The sequence below is a fragment of the Bacteroides sp. MSB163 genome, from assembly GCF_036416795.1.
In the GTDB taxonomy this organism is placed as follows: Bacteria; Bacteroidota; Bacteroidia; order Bacteroidales; family Bacteroidaceae; genus Bacteroides; species Bacteroides maternus.
Window position 1 is genome coordinate 108,296 of record NZ_CP143867.1, and the last position, 19,080, is coordinate 127,375.

Genomic DNA, 19,080 nt, shown 5'->3' on the forward strand with positions numbered 1-19,080 from the left:
TCATTATTTTATAGCTTCTATAAAAGTTTAAGATCAGGGAAAAAGATAATAGTATCAATTATCTCTCCTGTTTTCTTACTTACGAATTCAAAAAAGACCGGAACAGGATAAGCAATCTTAAATTCATAAAATCCAGTGCTAATTTCTTCATAATACTGTTTCCACCACCCACTCCTTATGCGTTTTTTCAACTCTGCATCACTATATTCAGTTGCAGCTAATAAACTAAAGTTACTGATTGAATCTGATTCGATCAACTCATCTGTAACAGCCCTTGTGTCGGATGCCAATTCAGGCAATGCACCTTCATCCAATCCAGTAATTGTAGCATCATTACTACACCCTGTAAAAAGACTAACAGACATTGCAGCAACAAAAAGTACTGTAATCAATTTGCTTCTTTTGTTTTTCATGTTTCTCATTAATTTTAAGATTAAACATTGGTTTGTTATTTACAACAAAAACTAAAAAAATCCCTATCATTTTCATTCTTGATTGCGACACAAAAGTAGGAGGGCAAAAAGCAATATGCCTTCTACAACAGCCCAAACAGATGCTAATTTGTCTCATGACACAATTTTCTACATGAAATGAAACATTATTCTACATAAGTTTTCAAATGTGAGAGAGTTTTAAAAGAAATGTATAAAACGAATAAATGAGTAAGCAACACAATAAGACCGCAAGAACAACATTCCATTTTCCGGAAGTTGTTCTTGCAGTATAAAAGACAAGATGGTTAATAAATATATGCTCTATGTTTCCGGAACATCATCTTCCACTGTGCCATTCGAAGTAAAGCGCTCCATATATTCGGAAGGTTGCATACCAAACTCTTTCTTAAAACTATTACTGAAATAACGCGGATCATTATAACCCACAGCATACGCCAATTCTGAAATACGAATATTCTTCTTCTCTTCCATTATACGACAAGCTGCTTTCATACGAATATTCCGGATAAAGGAAACATAAGTAAGACCCGTCAATGACTTCAACTTCCTGAAGAAAGTCGATTTAGCCATATACATCTCCTCCAACAGCTTCGCCTGATCAAAATCCGGATCATCCAAATGACGATGCACACAATCAATAGCCCGTTGCAGGAAATCCTCATCAACACTGGTGTAATTCAACTCTTTGGCTTCAAATACCAACTGTTTCTTGAAGTCCTTTCCCATACGTTCACGGCTCCGAAGCAAGTTGGAGATGCGTGCATGGAGAACACTCAGATTGAAAGGTTTACTGATAAAGCCATCAGCACCGGACTCATAAGCCTCAACCCGGTCTTCCTCCTTATTCTTAGCCGTCAGCAAAACTACAGGAATATGGGATGTTTCAAACTTATTTTTAATATACCGGCAGAACTCAATGCCATCCATCTCAGACATCATTACGTCAGAAACAATCAGATCGATCTCTTCCTGCTCTACCACATCTATAGCTTCCTTACCGTTATTAGCTGTGTAAACCATATAATCCGCACCCAGCAATTTCGTCATTAACTGCAATAACTCTTCATTGTCCTCAACAATCAGTAAAGAGTACGAAGCCCGGATAGCAGTCGGTTCGGCTTGTTCCTCACTATCATCATCAGAGACATTTTCGCCAAACTCATCTGATAACAGTTCTTTCTTAGCTTCTTCCGCATCTGCCGGCAGACTTTCTTCTATTTCTTCTTCCGCATACGAATTACGAAGAACCGGGAAATTTACAATAAACAACGTACCTTTCCCTTCTTCACTTTCTACCGTAATAGTGCCATGATGCAGCACTACCAAATCGCGAACCAATGACAAACCGATACCGGTTCCAATAGTCTTGAACTTCCGGTAATCTCCTTCATAAAAGCGTTTGAAAAGGTTCTTCTGGGCTTCTGCTGATATACCGGGCCCATTGTCTTTCACCACTAACCGTGCTGTGCGATCTTCATTTTCAGACAGTTCCACACTGACCAGACCACCGGCACGATTATATTTAGAAGCATTAGACAGTAAATTATAGAGTATCTTATCAAGTTTGTCCGGATCAAAATAAGCGTTGAAAGGATCAGGTGAACATGAAATCTGAAACTGAATATCTTTCTTCTTCATCAACGGGCGGAAACTATCAAGACTGCGATGTACAAATTGCGTGAGGTCACCTTCAGAAACCCGTAGCTTAAGATTTCCTGTCTCCGACTTACGAAATTCAAGGATTTGTTGCAGCAAACGTATCAGGCGATTGATATTGTTATTCATCACTCTATATTGCTCCTTATACGTGGGTGCAGTCCGTCTCAGTTCATCCACCGAAGCAGAAAGAATAGTTAAGGGAGTCAGTAGCTCGTGAGTAATATTAGTAAAGAATTGTAATTTAGCATGATTAACCTCTTCTGCCTTAGCTTGTTCCATCTCACGCAGATGCAGAGCATTTCGCAAACGGATTCGATTACGTATCACTCGGAAAGTATAATAGATAATAGCGCAAACACATATAATATATAAGGTATAAGCCCACCATGTTTTCCAGGGAGGCGGCAAAATAACAACTTTCATCCGGAGCATCTCATCATCCCAAATACCATTGGCATTAGAAGCTTTCAATTGGAAAGTATAAGTTCCGGGCTTCAGGTTATTATAATAAGCAAAACGTTTGGACCCACCCGTATATTGCCAGTCAGAATCGAAACCTGCCAACTGATAAGCATACTGGTTTCTGTCCGGGTTGGCATACTCCAATGCCGAAAATTCGATGCTGAAATTATTATGCCAATGGTCCAGCTGTATCTCATCTGCAAAAGCGGGTGAAAGTTGTGAAATCTCCATTCGCTCCTTAGCAGGCAGATTTCCCCATGACTGATTGAAAATCTTAATGTCAGTCACTATCACAGAAGAAGAAAAAGGCTGTTCCTTCAGATTCTCAGGATAAAAGCTATTGTATCCCCGATGTCCGCCGAAGAGCATTTCACCGTCAGCTGCAACTGCCTGAGCACTACGAATAAATATATTGTCCTGCAAACCATCCACTGTGGTGTACAAACGGAATGTCGCACTTTCCAAGTTATCCGATAGGGCAAGTTTTATCAATCCTGCATTCGTACCCAACCATAAATCACCCTCTTTATCACTCCTGATACTGACAACCGCATCTCCTGGAAGATTCCATTTCGCATGTACCGGAAGAAAAGTATCGGTTGCTTCATCATATAGATTCAGTCCACTGCCTCCTGTTCCTACCCAAATGCGTCCTTTGGCATCTGTGTAAAGACAATCGGCATACACACTGTTGAGCTTTCCATTCGTAGCAGAATAACATGAAACGGTATAACTCCCTTTTTCATCACAATGAAGCCGAAAAACTCCGTGTGTATTGGAAGCCACCCACATATCTCCGTCATTTCCTTCGGTCATATACATAGTCGGAACGTTTCTCATCTGGCTATTTCCAACTTGCAAAGTATCCAGCCGCACCGCTTCTCCATTCACTGTACGCATTGAAACTCCATTACGCGTAGCAAACCAAAGGTTGTGCTTTGAATCTTCATAGATATGAAAAACACAGGAACCTGCCAACCACGGCGCATCCTGAGCATAATAGTTCTTCACCCTCTGTGTCACAGGCGCCTTCTTATCTACCTCATAAACTCCTCCGTCATAAGCAGCAATCCAAATATGTCCCGTAACGGAATGCTGCATCATAGACATTACCGTAGAAACACCACGATAACGATCAAATTCAGGCATTTGAGTATAATAAGTGAATTTCCCGGTTTGACGATTCTTCACCCCTAATCCATAAGTTCCTATTCCCAGCCAAAGCAATCCTTCATCATCCAGCAAAATACTGCGAACAGAAGTAGTTTTTAGCATTCGTTTGACTTCCAACAACTGATCCCAATAGAAATCAGCTTTCCGGGTACTCACTTTGTTTATACCTCCACCAATCATGCCTACCCACATCAGTCCTTGGCGATCACGCAGAAGGGAAGCCACTTCATCACTGGCTATGGAACTATCCGATTCACTGGGATAATAATTACTGAAAGTCTCAGCACCTGTGTAATTCCCTGTCAGCGGAAGTACACTGAGTCCTTTACGGGTTCCTACCCATAAAGAATGAGTATTAAGATCTTCGGATAAAGCATAGATAATATCATCTGAGATACTGGCAAGGTTCTTTTCATCATACCGATAAGTAATCCAAGTGGTCTTATCCGGCTGGTAGGCATCTTTCAACAAAACCAAACCGCCACGCCAAGTACCTACCCAAATATTCTTTTGACTGTCCTGAAATACATAATGAGCAGAGTTTTGTTCATTTAACCGCGGGTATCTGAAATATTTGCCGGTTTTCTTCTCATAACGATACAACCCTGCATCCCATGTTCCAATCCAAATATCTCCCCGATCATCTTCAAACAGAGATTTGATGGCAGTCCTGGGCATCACATTCCCTGTATTTTCGCCACCATGGCATAAGAAATCATCTTTATCTTCCTGATACTCAAACACTCCCCAATCTGTAGCAAACAAAATACGTTCATCACTGGTTATCAGAATTTGAGGTATACTATTACCATTCATCTCCGGATGATCTATTTTTCGTATCAATCCCATTTTCTTGTCCAAAACGTTCAGACCACTATAAGTACCAATCCAAAGACGGTGTTTTGCATCCTCTGCCACACAGAAAACATTATTATTAGTCAGCAAATCAGCGCGAAAAAGATTAGATTTATAAGTAGTAAGAGAATAACCATCATATTGGAAAAGTCCATTACGGGTAGAGATCCAGATATATCCGTCGCGATCCTGATAGACAGATTGCACATCTTTACTGGGCAAACTGTTCAATATGGATGAAGACTTAAACACCAGAGTATTTGGCTTAGATGTTGTGATAGCCTGACATACCAAAGGAAAAAATATTCCAAAGCAAAATACAAAACTCCGGATTTTTTCTTTCATTGTAAACATTACCTTCATGGTTAACTCGGTTTAGAATATAATTAATAACACCCGACAAATATACGTAAATATATCTAAAAGTATCTTATCCATTGGTAATATTATATTCCAATAATTCTATATCGAAACGTATCCGGGATGTACTTGCTCCGTACCAAGTCCGTAGTTTCTCCGTACAGAGGTATTTCTGACCGAAGAACGTACGGAGCAAATACGGTCCAAATACAGTTCGGGTAAGGAGCAGATAAGCTCGAAAAGACAATATTGATCTAAATTTCACCCTTTTTGGCACTAAAGTAGCCGTTTATATTGCAAAGAATACCTTTTCTTTGCTGAGGAAAATAAATAAGAATATTCTTACCATGTAATACACACGCAATGATGAAAACTGTATTCTCAAAAATGACCGGAGGATTATTACTATTTACTTTATTAGTTTCATTTAAAGTAAATGCCTCCTTGCCACAGGCTAAAAATGATTCCGTATTTCATTTAGTACAACCGGACTACAAGTTAAGCCCTCTCACCGGTATAACTCGCCAACATTGGCTTGACGCTGCAACCTATTTACTGGACGGAGCATTCAGCTACATCCATACACTGGATGATCCGATGCGTTTCCCCAAACAACCGGGAAAAAGCTATCCAACGGATGGAAAGTTCAACAAGACAGAGAATTTGGAGGGACTTTGCCGCACCATGTTCGTAGCAATCCCGCTACTAAAAGAAAATCCGGATCTGGTACTGAATGGAATCAAAGTCGGGGATTATTACCGGCAACAGTTGCGGAATATGAGTGATTCATCTAAGTCCGGATATATTCAACATCTCAAAGGTGGGCCAAGCCAGACGCTTGTAGAATTCGGAGCACTTGCCCTGTCACTTACCGTAATGCCTGAGATTATCTGGGAACCATTGACACAAAAGGAGAAAGATGATCTTGCCGCATTAATGCTTAGTTACGGCAACGGACCTACAATCGGTTCTAACTGGCGTTTCTTCAATATATTCGTCATGTCTTTCTTCAAAGATCAGGGTTATGAGGTAAAAGACGGTTATATGGATGAATTGCTGCAAAAATCACTGGCACAATATCGTGGATATGGATGGTATAATGACAGTCCGGCCTATGATTATTATAGTATGTGGGCTTTTCAGATGTATGGTATGATTTGGGCGCATTACTACGGTGAGAAGTTCAATCCAGAAGCTGGTCGGCAGTTTGTCAGTAACTTCCGTGACCTGGTTCCCAACTATCCTTATATGTTTGCCGAAGATGGAAAAATGAATATGTATGGACGCAGTATTACGTACCGTATAGCTGCCGCTGTACCTTTCCCGCTGATGGGGTGGCTCAATGATCCGTCTATCAACTATGGTTGGATGCGCCGCATTGCCTCTTCCACCTTGCTCCAATTCCTAGAAAATCCTGCATTAATGGAAGATCGGGTACCAACACTGGGATTTTATGGGGCTTTTGAGCCTGCCGTACAGATTTACAGTTGCCGTGGCAGTGTTTACTGGATGGGGAAAGCGTTCCTTGGATTATTATTGCCTGCTGATAATCAGTTCTGGACAGCTATTGAGAATAACGGAGCTTGGGAAAAAGAACTTCAATCTGGCAAAGTTTACAATAAGTTTATGGAAGGTTCCAACACTTTAGTGACCAACTATCCCAATAGCGGCACTTCGGAAATACGTGCATGGTGCCATGAAACGGTTGCCAAAGACTGGCAGAAATTCCGTTCTACCGAGAATTATAACAAATTGTCTTATAACACTGCATTCCCCTGGATGGCAGACAGTCCGGATGGTAAAGTGTCCATGAACTATGTCGTACTGAATGACAAACAAGAATGGGAAGTGCTACGCCTCTATACATTCAAAAAGTTTGAAGACGGAATTTACTACCGGGATGCAGAACTTGAAACAAACCCGGAAATCAAATTCCGCCTGGCAGATATTCCGCTTCCTAACGGTATACTTCGTGTGGACAAGGTTTCTTTTCCACTTACAACAGAATTACGTTATGGACACTATTCTCTTCCGGAGCTAGGCAATCCCATTGTTACAAAGGAGCAAAAGGCCGGAGGATACACCGCCTACTGCATGGATAATGGTGCCTATCAAACGGCTCTTATCAATCTACAGGGTTGGTCGGAAGTGGAATTCGTACAGACTGAAGGGCTCCATCCGGTCAGTAACAAATGCTCAGTAATCAATGCTGCCGCTACTCATTCCGGTGATAAAGTCTTTATCACACTGCAATTATGGAAAAAGAGTGGCGAGCCATTTACTAAAAAGGAACTGACACCTGTAAAGTCTTTCAAACAGGCCGGGGACACTATAACCATTTATTTCTCCGACGGAACGGTAAAGACGGTTCCTTTCTCCTGATGTAAGTTTCGGAAGGAATAGTTATCTTTGCCGCCAAAGTAAGAACTGCGGAAGTTCTTCTACAGAAATGATACAATTATGGCAGGCATCTACATACATATCCCCTTCTGCAAGACACGTTGCATTTATTGCGATTTCTATTCCACCACACGTTCGGAATTGAAATCGCAATATATCCGTGCCCTTTGCCGGGAGTTGACGGAACGCAAGGAATATCTGAAAGGGGAAGCTGTTGAAACCATTTATTTCGGTGGAGGTACACCGTCACAGTTATCGGAGGAAGACTTTAAGGAGGTTTTCAAAACGATTGAACAGGTTTACGGAACGAGGGAAGCAACAGAAATAACTCTTGAAGCAAATCCCGATGACCTTACAGATGAATATATCGGAATGTTGCGCACTCTGCCGTTCAACCGCATCAGTATGGGAATACAAACTTTTGATGATGCAACACTACAATTATTGAACAGGCGGCACAATGCCAGACAAGCAATAGAAGCAGTTAAACGCTGTCGACAAGCAGGTTTTCAAAATATCAGTATCGATTTAATTTATGGTTTACCCGGAGAGACCGACCCACGCTGGGCACAAGATTTACAGCAAGCTGTCAGTCTTAATGTAGAGCATATTTCAGCCTACCATCTAATTTACGAGGAAGGTACCCCCCTTTACAAAATGCTGCAACAACACTCGGTATCTCAAGTGGATGAGGATAGTAGTCTGAACTTCTTCTCCACACTGATAGACACTCTTTCTGCTGCCGGATACGAGCACTATGAAATTTCCAACTTCTGCAAACCAGGAATGTATTCCCAGCATAATACTTCTTATTGGCAGGGAATTTCTTATTTGGGATGCGGTCCGTCCGCACATTCCTTTAATGGAGACTCGCGCGAATGGAATGTAGCTTCACTAAATCAATATCTTTCATCTGTAGAACAAGGGCAACGCCAGCACGAAACAGAACAACTGGACACACACACACGCTACAATGAATACATCATCACAGGTCTGCGCACAATGTGGGGAATATCCACTGAAGAGCTAAAAAATAAGTTCGGCAACCGGCTCTGGAAATATTGTCTTGAACAAGCCAAACCTTATCTGGAAAACGGGAAATTAGAGTTGCATGACAATCGGTTAAAGCTAACCAGGGAAGGCATTTTCATCTCAGACGGTATCATGAGCGACCTCTTGGAAATAGAATAAAGGAATAAGATAGTAGACACAGAAAGCCGTTTCTTCGCAGAAACGGCTTTCTTCTATAGGTCAACATAAAGTTAAACCTAATTCGGGATATTCAGTAAATGTCCCTCTTTCTTATAAATTAAGAGAACAGTTTTACTTTACGTGAGCTTTTCTCTTAATTTTTTTGTGTAAAGTCTCAAGTCTTCTATCTTTTTAATAGAATATTATTTACATATTCTTATTTTTTCTTCCCAACGGTACATTATGTATATGTCTTTTTAGGGGAAGTTAAAACCCTCTCCTCTTTTCTTCTTCTTCTTTTAGTTTGATTATGCAGCCGTTCTTTTTTTCTTTTCGACCTTTTCTATCATAGATACCGCATTGGCCGTATGTATTCCAAAGAAAATCCAAAGTATTTCCGTTTTCCTGTTTCTGGCTTTTATTCTGGCCAGTGAGTAATGTTGTTTCTGCGTTCCAAAACTTCCTTCCAGGCGGGTAGCCCTTTCACGGCTGAGTTCCGACCGTAAGATTTTCCGCAGTGGCTCATCTTTGGCAGCTCTTCCCTTACGCTTAAAGGAAGTACTTATATGATATTTAGTACAAAATTTCCGGTTGGCATTATTAGCATAGATTGAATCCGCTGCAAGCGCCTTAACCCTGACCTTGGTCAGTTGTCGTTGCAAATGAATACAGTCTTTCAAACGTACTCCTTTGTTAAAAGCCTTAAAGGAGATATGTTCTATGAAGGAGATTCCATCTATTTGTATATTGTTGACCTTGGCTCCGAACTCAACGGATTTGGTTTCCTTGCCTCTGATAATGGGGCGAAGGTAATGCCGGTCGATACTCGCGATACGGTTGGACACTTTTTTGCCTGCAAATAAATTCTTCCCTTGCTCAAGGACTGTCTGTATGACCGAGAAACGTCTTTGGTAATCAGAGGATAGTGTAAGCCTGTGCCTGTAGGATGAATGAAGATGCTCCAGCTGGTCCAGTAACTTTTCCAATAACTGAAGTAGCCTGCGTTTAATCATACGGGTCTGTGATTTCCTGCGTTTACGCAGTTTACTGTAAGCAAGGTAGGCACGGCTTACATCAAGATACTTGTTACGGGGACGTTGTATGTGCAATGTACGGCAATGTTTGCACAGATGGCGATGAAGCCATACAATACCTTCCCATAAGAGTTTGACATCAGTAGGAAAGCGCAAATGACTTTCATAACAGGTGGCATCGGTCATACAGACATGAAGGTTCTCAAGATAAGGTTTCCAATGCTCAGCCAGAATAAGCTGGAGGGACTCAATAACAAGGCGGTCCGCTAGTTCCTGGCGAATCGCACTGACGATTTTAGGATTGGTCAGTGGATGAAGAGGATCAATCTGAACACCACAAAATAACTGGTAATGAATATTACCGTTTAAATGCTCAATCAGTTGTGCATCGGAAAAGTTGGTATAGGACTTCAGGACCATCAAGGCTATTTTACCTTCGGGAGAAAAATAACTTTTACGACCCAAAGCAGAGGACTTCAAATGCATTTGTCGGGCCAGTTCCGAGAAAGGAAACAGAGCATGGAGGCGACCTAATTCGCTCGTTGCAAAACTTTGACGATATTTTTTTAGCATATCGAACTCGGTAAAACCTAAACAAGGTTCGATTTCGGAGATTTTTTGTATCTTTACCATGTGTTTTTAGTTTAGATTACCCCCGTTTTGGCCGTCAAACCGTTTTTTTGGGGGGAATGCTTAAAGATACAAAAAAGGCAACTAACTCGCAATGAATTAGTTGCCTTAAATTTTATTATTTTGGGAATATCCCTAATTCGTCAGAGAGAATTCTAATTATCTGCTTTTATTTTCTTTATTGATAAGTCTTTAAATATATCATAATAACCAAGGTTATTATTATTACCAAACGTTGGAGACTTAGAAGCAAAGACATAAACTCCTATAGCATCGATAAAGCTCTTTATAGTCCCTATTTCTCCTGTAAAGGATAATCCTTTTTTATCCTTGAAAGGGAAGAAAGGCATTAATTCTTCATCGGCTACATCAAGCTCTGCTATAGCTGGATAGGACAATGACGTGTCCGCATGTACATAGCCCGCTTCACTTCTCACTATGGTATAAAGGTACCATTTTTGTGATTCTATAAATCCAAGATATTGTCCGTTAAGGGCACTCAACTGGTAGGTTTCACTATCGAACTTCAGAGGCAATACAACTCCTCTTATAGAACTCAAACCGTTTGCATAGAAAACTGTTGCATCTTTTTCATCTTGAAAGATCTCTATTTTCACGGTTTCACTTACCCAATCATCCCCTTCACCAAAAGTAGAATAAGTAGCTTCATAAGTGCCTGCAATATCATTCACCCCAAACTGAACAAAAGTTATTTCTTTGGTTCCTTTTTGGCTCTTGAATATTACGGTTCCTTTACGGGCATTTCCGGTCGTATTCTCAGCTAAAGTAAAATTATAACCTTCTTTTACTTTCTCACCGGTTATCCAATCCGGCATATCTACAGTGTAGTCATAATCACTCTTCACAGGGATCGTTATGGTACTTTCTTCATCAGAAAGTCCGTAAAGATCATCCCCGTTCACATACCATACTCCACCGGCTTGTGACACAGGTACACGCACCTTGCTATCTAAAGCATTCGATATTTCAACAACCGCATTTCGGCCTACAAGACCTGTATAAGTAGGAACCGCCACTGTCACGACATTACCGTTAACAGTAACCGTGCACCAATCCTGATTGCTTACCGCCGTAATGGCAGAAGTGCTTTGTACCTCTATAGTGCCGGTAGTTGCAACGGCAGTGAAAGATACATCAGACTTTATCACCTGTAAGGATGCAACAGCAGATGAATCGTCATCATCCGAGCAGGATGTTACCAAGAACAGACATCCTATCAGCATCCATAAAATATTTATTTTTTTCATACGCTAAACATTTTATTTTTTAGTTTTTAAAAGTTTTCGAACCGAAGCATTAATAACTGTATCAGAGAGATAAATAAAAAAAGTTACTCCCAATGCAATACACAACGATTCTCCAAAAGAATGTTTACTATCAAAGAATATCAGTAACAAAATAATAAGTGCCGCCACTATAATATATTTCAGTATTTGCTTCAAGACCGAGATTTCATCAGACTCCTTAGCAATCACCCAATTTACCGGTGAATAACACAACAAATCTATTAATACAACCATTAACAATGCTTGTGGGAATGAATATCCGTCTTCTCCATACATAAAGAAGGGTATTCCAACTAAAAGCACTATCATAGAAACCACTACAGATAGAATTACTTTTCTATTCATAACAGTACTTTTCTTTATTAATAAATCATTGCTTAGTTAAACTAAACCAGACCTTATTATCAACTGTACTAACCAATTTAGCCGTAGCGGGTGTTTGGTCATCATCAAATTCTATAGTATAGGGACTATTTGCATCAACATACTCTATGATAGGATCTAAAAATGCATAGAAGTCATAATTCAACCCCGGAGCTGTAGACTGGATCGAAATCTTCTTAGCAGTCTCATCTACAATTGATAATTTATATCCATAACATACATTCCAAACCTGCATTCCTAACCAATTGGATTCCCAACCCATACAATATGGGTTTGTATCATTTCCCGGATAGGCAGGATTTGCTCCAATATACCAACCAATGAATTCTTCATACTGGGTTGATTTATTTATTGCATAAGCATTACTGAATAAATCCATCAGTTCCTTGTTCATATCTCCAGTCCCCGCAGCTATATCAAAAGAAAGGTACCATTGAGCAGTTGTCCCGCAGAACTGTTCCAAAACTGTAGGATAAGGGAAAGAAACATCTGCATCCGTAGCTTTTATAGCTCCCGTAGCATCATCATAGACTAAGCGTTGAAAAGTAATTCCATTTATAGTAAGCGGTTCATAAAGATTTATTCCATCCGGAGTATAGATATAGGCCATATCTATATTTTCTAATGAACTGTCTTCTTTTATATCGGTATAAGAAAGTAGTTTACCTACCATGCTGATAGCATACTCTTTTCCACCTACTATCATCTTCATGCGAGGTACGGCTGCCATTTTTTCCTGCATATCCAGTACCTTTTGCATATAACTACCAGCACTCTCAGTCAGTTTAGTCATCACCATCTTATTGCCATATTTCTTTCCTTTCAGCACAATGCGATCTTCGCTCACTTCCATAAACACAAATTCATAGTCGCTGGCATATCCGTCGACATCACTCGACCCTCTTGGCTCCGAAAAGAAATGAAACAGTAAATTGTAAGTGTCGAAAGTCAGGATTGCACTTTGTTCGGATATAACCCGGTAATATGAAGTCACTACCGTACCAGCCGGCCATTTACCACCATCACTGGAACTTAAAGATAATTCCGAAGCCATATCAACCTTTCCATTATCGAACTTTGCAGTATAAGTATATCCACCCATCGAACGATCGCTCGGATAGAACTCCATCACCCATCCCTGCGGATCATCTTGAAGAATAGTCTTATATTTGGCTAAAGCTTCATTCATTCTTTCGGCTGCCGATTTATCGAACAGATCCTCTTCTTCACTTACACATGAATTAAAGCACAATCCGACGAGCAGCAATAATAGAGTATAATATATTTTTTTCATCATTTCTCATATTTATTTAAGTGTTTCCAAATCAAGCTCTCCGCTCACAACATCACCCATACGGCGCTGAACTACATTACGAAGTTCATCCATATCAATATTCCACGCAGTTTGCATGTAATTCTTCACAATTGATAGTTTCTGATTAATGATATCAGCACCTTTAGTTCCGGCAGCTGCCATCTGTTTAGCCCAGTATTCAGCCGTATTTGTTACATAAATAGAAGTTACTTCCGCTATATCTTCACGAGGCTCACTCATTGCATAAGGAGAAATAAATCCATTTGCCAAAGCATCTTTTTCGCTTTCCTGATACCAGTCTCCACTGACATAAAGTCCTTCGGAAATTCTGTCATAATCAGGGTCATAACTCTTTGTCTGATGAAGTATATGTGCAAACTCATGGTGCATGGTCTTAAAGTAATACTCGTTCAGGAACGCTTCATTAATCTGCAAATTATTTACCAGATATAGAGTTACCTTCAATCCTCCTTCCGCCGTGCCAAGTACCATCGTACCATTATCTTCATAAGCAGCCGATCCAACCAGATGAAGAACTTTAGGAACATACTGGCGTGTAAAGTCAATACCTACAACCTCATCATAAGCTTCGAGCCACGCATATTTCACGATATGTGATAAAGCCACCGCTTTATCATAATCAGCAGGAGCCAATGTGTAATCGTGATTAGATTCGATATCCTCCATATGATATTTCAACGCAATATTATAAGGCGTTGTATAGTTTGCAAGTATCCACTTATCAAAATCATTTAGTTCGCTTGTCGGCTGATCCTCAAAGATACTCTTTGAGTCCAGATCATCTTCGCCACACCCCATAAGGTTCAGTAACGAAATAGCTATACCCAATATAAATAAATATTTTTTCATAATTTATCTTTTAAGAATTTTACTGGTTAATTACGAGGATTGGCTTCCAACCCTGCTGTTATCACGCTTTGAGGCAATTGAATGGCCCGACGGGGATCATCCACTTTCATTTCATCATTCACCGTTATTTCATTATTGTATACCGTACGACGATAAATTTCCAAACCATACCTCTTTATATCAAACCAACGCAAACCTTCATGCAAAGTCAATATACGGCGTACATGCAAAATTGCATGGATGAAGTTTTCTTGTGTGCCCGGTTCTACCGTAAAATCAGGATGCAAAGCTTTTTTAGGAGTAGGAGCTTTCGGAGTATAAAACTTCATACCCGTACCGGTTGCTTCCGAATATTCTCCATACAATGCATTGACGGACTCTACAGTTACAGTATTCGTAGATTTTGTGAAAGCATGTATCCATGTATCCAGATCAGCTGCCGCCTTCGTATATTCTCCTTTCATTGTATAAGCTTCAGCACGGTTCAAAATAACTTCATCGGTTGTCAGAGCCGGGAACATCACATGAACCTGACCAATATCATTCACAGGATCCGTTATTTCAAAATATTCCGCAATCTTTCCCATTATTACTTTGGGCAGTCCCTGATAAGAAGGTATTCTGAAATAAAGCATGGAATAACTGCCCCAAATGGAATTGGTCTTGCAGGTCTCCTTATTGGCAATCATATCATTATGAGTAAATTTCTCTCCCAATCCATAAGGACCGTGAATTCTCCCCCATGAAGAATTAGTCGAGTATAAAAGCAAATTAGCCTTCTCGCTTACATTGATAAATGCAGTGGCACGAATAGAGTTATTAGGGCTCAGTGCTCCTACAGTAGCCCAATCACGCAGCATTGCGGTAGGATTTTCTGTCAGGACTACTGTGGCATACTGGATAGCTTTGTCATAGTTTGATTTATCATCCTTCACATAGTAAAGATAGAAACGTGCCGCAAAAGCATAACCGGCTTTCTTATTAAAATGATACTTAGGGACAGTATAAATCGCATCATTCAACAAAGGCAATCCGGCCTCTATATCAGCTGCTATTTTTTCATAAACCTCTGCTACAGTTCCACGAGTATATTCAGGAGATACTGTGGTTTCCAAATGGGTCATATACGGAATACCTAAATCCTTGGTACTGGTCTTTGGGCTATATGCTTTACTAAAAATATTGACCAGTACAAAGTGGTTGTATGCACGGCACATCAATGCTTCTCCTCTCTGAGGATCCAACGAAGACGGATTCCCCTTTTCATTAATAGCATCCAAAGCTGCATTGGCAGAAGCAATTGCCTTATAGCAATCATTCCACAGATTATATGGGCTGTCAGTATCTTTATCTGTTACATCCTTCCACAGAGCAGCTTCTTCCTGAAGCTTATTGTATGCAGTCCAGGTCCCACCATTGTCATCCGTATTATCAGATGCCATTTCAGCCAATAATGCATAATTTGTCTCCGGATAAGCAGATACTAAAAGGTTGGTTATTTTAGCCTCTGTATCCAGTTCTGTACGATTATCTGGCATTTCATCTAAAAAGTCATCACAGGATGACAATGCTACAGTCATCGCCAATGCCATAAATGGATAATATATATATTTCTTTTCCATAATCTAATTAGCTTTTAAAGTTTTAAATACCAAGTCTCAAAGTCAATGTAAACTGCTTAGGTACAGGAGCCGCTACACCACCGGAACGGAAGAACTCAGGATCTTGTCCGTTCAGTTTATCATCTGAATAAATCAGGAATAAGTTGGTAGCTTGCAACTTTAAGGAAAGATCATTAATAAATATTTTCTCTAGCCACTTCTTCGGGAAATCATAAGAAACTGATATTTCTTTCATACGAATAAAATCTCCTTTGGCTATACGTTCCGTAGAATAATTGTATGCATTATAAAGAGTTTTTAAGTAGTTATCAGTATCGCTCTGCCGCTTCGTTACAATCGTCGGTATTGTGGTTATATTCTCCTCACCTGCCAGTACCCAACGATTTTTGAACTCTTTCGGCATAGAAGACAGATCCGTATATTCGTTACTGAATACGGGGTCCAGACGAATAACATTACCGAATGAGTAAGTAATAAATACATTCAGTTTAAACCCTTTGTAGCGGAATATATTTCCGAAGCTACCGGTAATAGTAGGATCGGTCGGACCTTCATATTTCAGATAATCCAGTTTCTGACTTTGAAAATCAATATCATTACCATCACTCGTCAAGTTTCCATCCTGATCGATGAAGGTAGGTAAACCATCTTCATTCAATCCTTTAAACTGATACGAAAATAACCCACGTACCGGATAACCTTTAAGTGCAAATCCTGTACCGGAAACCACGTCAATAACTTCCGCATCCGATTCCAGGTCTGTAACCTCATTCTTTGCCTGGGAGAAGATAAAATCCGTAGTCCAACCAAAGTCTTTCGTTTGAATATTTCGTGTAGAAAGCGTAAATTCAACACCATGTGATTTCATGGTAGCCACATTCGCCAGTTTACGAATTTGCCCTCCGACACCGGGAGTCTGTATCACACCAATCAAATCATAGTTATCACGTTTATACCAGTCAATAGCAAAGTTGATGCGATTGTCCAGGAATCCCATATCTGCACCGATATTCAACTCATGTTTTTTTTCATAAGTCAGGTCGTCATTAGCCAAATCTATAATCTTTAGACCACTTTCCTGAATATTAGCAAACGGACGATAAGGTTTATAACTCTTTAATACCATGGTAGAGTTAGTAACCGTATTCGGTCCCGGGTCTCCAGTCAAAGAATAAGAAGCCTTCAAAGCAAAGTGTGCCAAAGCCGGTCTCAATGACTCAAAGAATTCCTCCTCGTGCATATTCCATGCCGCTGATATATTCCACGTGGGTAACCAGCGTGCACTACGGCTCTTGCCTAAACGGTTAGTACCCTCATAACGATAAGTACCATTCACCGTATATTTACCCTGATAAGAATAAGTAGCATTTGCAAAGAAAGCCGCTGATCTGGAACGGGTATTAGTCAATGAATAATAGTCAGTACCCTCTTCTATGCTCTTTTTAAAGAACTGATAAGTATAGAACGGAATTTCGCCCTGAGTATATTGCATCCCCCAACCATTAAAGTAAGTCTTATTACGATCGGAAGAGTTTGTCTCCATACCGGCAAAAAGATTCACAATATGTTTTTCAGCAAATACATGATTCCAACTTCCAGTAGCTCGGAAGTCATATCCCAGCATCTTATAGTTCGTACGTTGATAAATACCTCCTTGAGGCAATACGCTAATAGGTAATGCGTATGGATTATCCGGATCAGTATATAAGAAGGGGTTACGATCACGTACCGTAGCATCGGGCATAGCACGATAAGCCATAGCTTGGTTAGAATCATCCGTAATGAGATGTTCTTGTGAAGTTGCAGAATACTTCACAGCCCCCAATGCTGAAAATTCCAGTCCTGTAATAGGTTTCCATTTCAGCTCCCCTTGGAACTTTAAATCTGCCACATCCAGATTCATATAGTTATTATCCAATTCATGAAGGATATTGAAATCAGCATAATTACGGACATACATCGTCTTCGGATCCAATGCACGGGAAGTATTCAGCGCATACGAATACGGATTAATATCAAAGTCACGCTTCACTTCACCATATACAGGATCCACACTTTGGCTCAAAGTACCAGGAGCCTTTTGTTTTCTATAGGCTGCCGAAGATATAAGATTTATGGATAACTGTTTTGAAATATTATATGTAGCATTCAGATTAGCCGTATATCTGTTTACCTCACTATCTTTATACCATCCCGGATCGGCCATGGCACTTAAAGAAGCATAGAAAGAAGCTTTTTCCGTACCGGATGAAAGACTGACAGAATGATTATGCATCACAGAATTACTGAATAATGCATCAAACCAATCTGTATTTCTAAACTCAGCCTCCTGCAAATAATCATTCATTGCAGTGTCTGTATGTTCCAAAGCAAATGTACCGGTCACCGGATTATAAGTGTTCATCAACTGATACATCTTACCATAAACACCACTTTGGGCAGCACGATAAGTATCCGAGAAATTTAACCATCCTTTTTCCTTCATCTCTTTATAAACTCCCATCTGTTCCTGTGAATTCATAATATTGAAGTCGGCATATCTCGGAATCATGCGCATGGTGAATTCACCGGTATAGGAAATATGACTTTTTCCGGCCTGCCCTTTCTTGGTAGTAACTACAATCACACCTGCCATGGCACGTGCACCATAAATAGAAGTCGCAGATCCGTCTTTTAAAATTTGGAAACTCTCAATATCATTTGCATTCAGACCTGCAATAGCAGAACTAATCAATGTAACGGCATCACCAGAAGACAACTCATCGGCACTTACCTCCGTAACATCTTCCATTATGATACCATCAACTACCCACAGCGGTTTAGAACTACCATAAATAGATGTAGCGCCACGAACACGAATTTTAGGAGCTGTACCGAAAGTTCCGGAAACGTTTTGTACAGATACACCTGCCGCACGTCCTTCCAATGAACGGCTAATATCCGCCAAACCATCCAATTTCACATCTTCACTGGACAACTTGGTCGCAGCACCTGTAAAAAGTCGTTTATCCATCTTCGTCATACCGGTGACCACAACTTCTTCCAAAACCTCGGCATCCGGTTTCATCATGATTTTCATCGTGCCATTCTTAATATTCACTTCTACCGTCTGCATACCGACATAAGTTATTCTCAGTATTTTAGCCGTGCTTGGCACATTAGTAAGTGTAAACTTACCATCGAGATCAGTTACCGCTCCCTGGTTTGTACCTTTAATTAAAACAGACGCACCTACAATAGGCTGATTGTCTTCTTCAAAAATGACTAGTCCCGTCACTGTTTTTGGAGTCTGCGCAATCGCCAAGCCAATTCCAATAAGTAGGCAGGCTAATGATAAAACAATTTTTTTCTCCATAAGCTCTC

The 19,080-nt window shown here is 40.2% G+C and carries 11 protein-coding genes; 2 read left to right on the forward strand and 9 right to left on the reverse strand.

Features of this window, described 5'->3' with window-relative positions:
- Positions 1-17: 17 nt before the first annotated feature.
- Together VYM24_RS00315 and VYM24_RS00320 are read right to left on the reverse strand one after the other, a co-directional pair.
- On the reverse strand, positions 18-413 hold the full coding sequence (locus VYM24_RS00315) for a hypothetical protein (protein ID WP_291548708.1): 396 nt from the start codon (positions 411-413) through the stop codon (positions 18-20).
- Positions 414-755: 342 nt separating this feature from the next.
- Positions 756-4,967, reverse strand: a complete 4,212-nt coding sequence (locus VYM24_RS00320) for a hybrid sensor histidine kinase/response regulator transcription factor (protein ID WP_330941189.1) — start codon at positions 4,965-4,967, stop codon at positions 756-758.
- 360 nt (positions 4,968-5,327) lie between these two features.
- Between VYM24_RS00320 and VYM24_RS00325 the strand changes: the two genes are divergently transcribed.
- Positions 5,328-7,346, forward strand: coding sequence for a DUF2264 domain-containing protein (locus tag VYM24_RS00325; RefSeq protein ID WP_291548712.1), 2,019 nt, complete (start codon positions 5,328-5,330; stop codon positions 7,344-7,346).
- 78 nt (positions 7,347-7,424) lie between these two features.
- A complete protein-coding gene (hemW, locus tag VYM24_RS00330; RefSeq protein WP_330941190.1) occupies positions 7,425-8,555 on the forward strand; it encodes a radical SAM family heme chaperone HemW in 1,131 nt (376 codons plus the stop codon).
- A gap of 308 nt (positions 8,556-8,863) precedes the next feature.
- Here the strand turns inward: hemW and VYM24_RS00335 are convergent, their stop codons facing one another.
- The 7 genes from VYM24_RS00335 to VYM24_RS00365 form a co-directional block, all read right to left on the reverse strand.
- Positions 8,864-10,222: a transposase gene (locus tag VYM24_RS00335; protein ID WP_330941191.1), complete on the reverse strand. Its 1,359-nt coding sequence runs from the start codon at positions 10,220-10,222 to the stop codon at positions 8,864-8,866.
- A gap of 152 nt (positions 10,223-10,374) precedes the next feature.
- The gene (locus tag VYM24_RS00340; protein WP_330941192.1) at positions 10,375-11,487 is read right to left on the reverse strand and encodes a BACON domain-containing protein; all 1,113 of its coding nucleotides are present in this window, start codon (positions 11,485-11,487) and stop codon (positions 10,375-10,377) included.
- Between the two features lie 12 nt (positions 11,488-11,499).
- Positions 11,500-11,871 (reverse strand): hypothetical protein, encoded by a 372-nt coding sequence (locus tag VYM24_RS00345; protein WP_330941193.1) that lies wholly within the window; start codon positions 11,869-11,871, stop codon positions 11,500-11,502.
- A gap of 25 nt (positions 11,872-11,896) precedes the next feature.
- Positions 11,897-13,207, reverse strand: coding sequence for a DUF4302 domain-containing protein (locus VYM24_RS00350; protein WP_330941194.1), 1,311 nt, complete (start codon positions 13,205-13,207; stop codon positions 11,897-11,899).
- Between the two features lie 9 nt (positions 13,208-13,216).
- Positions 13,217-14,095 carry a zinc-binding metallopeptidase gene (locus VYM24_RS00355; protein ID WP_330941195.1) on the reverse strand — a complete coding sequence of 293 codons (879 nt, stop codon included), beginning with the start codon at positions 14,093-14,095 and terminating at the stop codon, positions 13,217-13,219.
- Positions 14,096-14,121: 26 nt separating this feature from the next.
- Positions 14,122-15,717 carry a RagB/SusD family nutrient uptake outer membrane protein gene (locus VYM24_RS00360; protein ID WP_330941196.1) on the reverse strand — a complete coding sequence of 532 codons (1,596 nt, stop codon included), beginning with the start codon at positions 15,715-15,717 and terminating at the stop codon, positions 14,122-14,124.
- 22 nt (positions 15,718-15,739) lie between these two features.
- Complete coding sequence (locus VYM24_RS00365) at positions 15,740-19,072, reverse strand: SusC/RagA family TonB-linked outer membrane protein (protein WP_330941197.1); 3,333 nt, start codon at positions 19,070-19,072, stop codon at positions 15,740-15,742.
- Positions 19,073-19,080 lie beyond the last annotated feature (8 nt).

What these genes read in the sequence shown, in the direction of transcription:
- VYM24_RS00360 (WP_330941196.1), bottom strand. Translation starts at nt 15,717, where the DNA reads ATGGAAAAGAAATATATATATTATCCATTTATGGCATTGGCGATGACT.
- hemW (WP_330941190.1), top strand. Translation starts at nt 7,425, where the DNA reads ATGGCAGGCATCTACATACATATCCCCTTCTGCAAGACACGTTGCATT.
- VYM24_RS00365 (WP_330941197.1), bottom strand. Translation starts at nt 19,072, where the DNA reads ATGGAGAAAAAAATTGTTTTATCATTAGCCTGCCTACTTATTGGAATT.
- VYM24_RS00350 (WP_330941194.1), bottom strand. Translation starts at nt 13,207, where the DNA reads ATGATGAAAAAAATATATTATACTCTATTATTGCTGCTCGTCGGATTG.
- VYM24_RS00345 (WP_330941193.1), bottom strand. Translation starts at nt 11,871, where the DNA reads ATGAATAGAAAAGTAATTCTATCTGTAGTGGTTTCTATGATAGTGCTT.
- VYM24_RS00325 (WP_291548712.1), top strand. Translation starts at nt 5,328, where the DNA reads ATGATGAAAACTGTATTCTCAAAAATGACCGGAGGATTATTACTATTT.
- VYM24_RS00320 (WP_330941189.1), bottom strand. Translation starts at nt 4,967, where the DNA reads ATGAAGGTAATGTTTACAATGAAAGAAAAAATCCGGAGTTTTGTATTT.
- VYM24_RS00335 (WP_330941191.1), bottom strand. Translation starts at nt 10,222, where the DNA reads ATGGTAAAGATACAAAAAATCTCCGAAATCGAACCTTGTTTAGGTTTT.
- VYM24_RS00355 (WP_330941195.1), bottom strand. Translation starts at nt 14,095, where the DNA reads ATGAAAAAATATTTATTTATATTGGGTATAGCTATTTCGTTACTGAAC.
- VYM24_RS00340 (WP_330941192.1), bottom strand. Translation starts at nt 11,487, where the DNA reads ATGAAAAAAATAAATATTTTATGGATGCTGATAGGATGTCTGTTCTTG.
- VYM24_RS00315 (WP_291548708.1), bottom strand. Translation starts at nt 413, where the DNA reads ATGAAAAACAAAAGAAGCAAATTGATTACAGTACTTTTTGTTGCTGCA.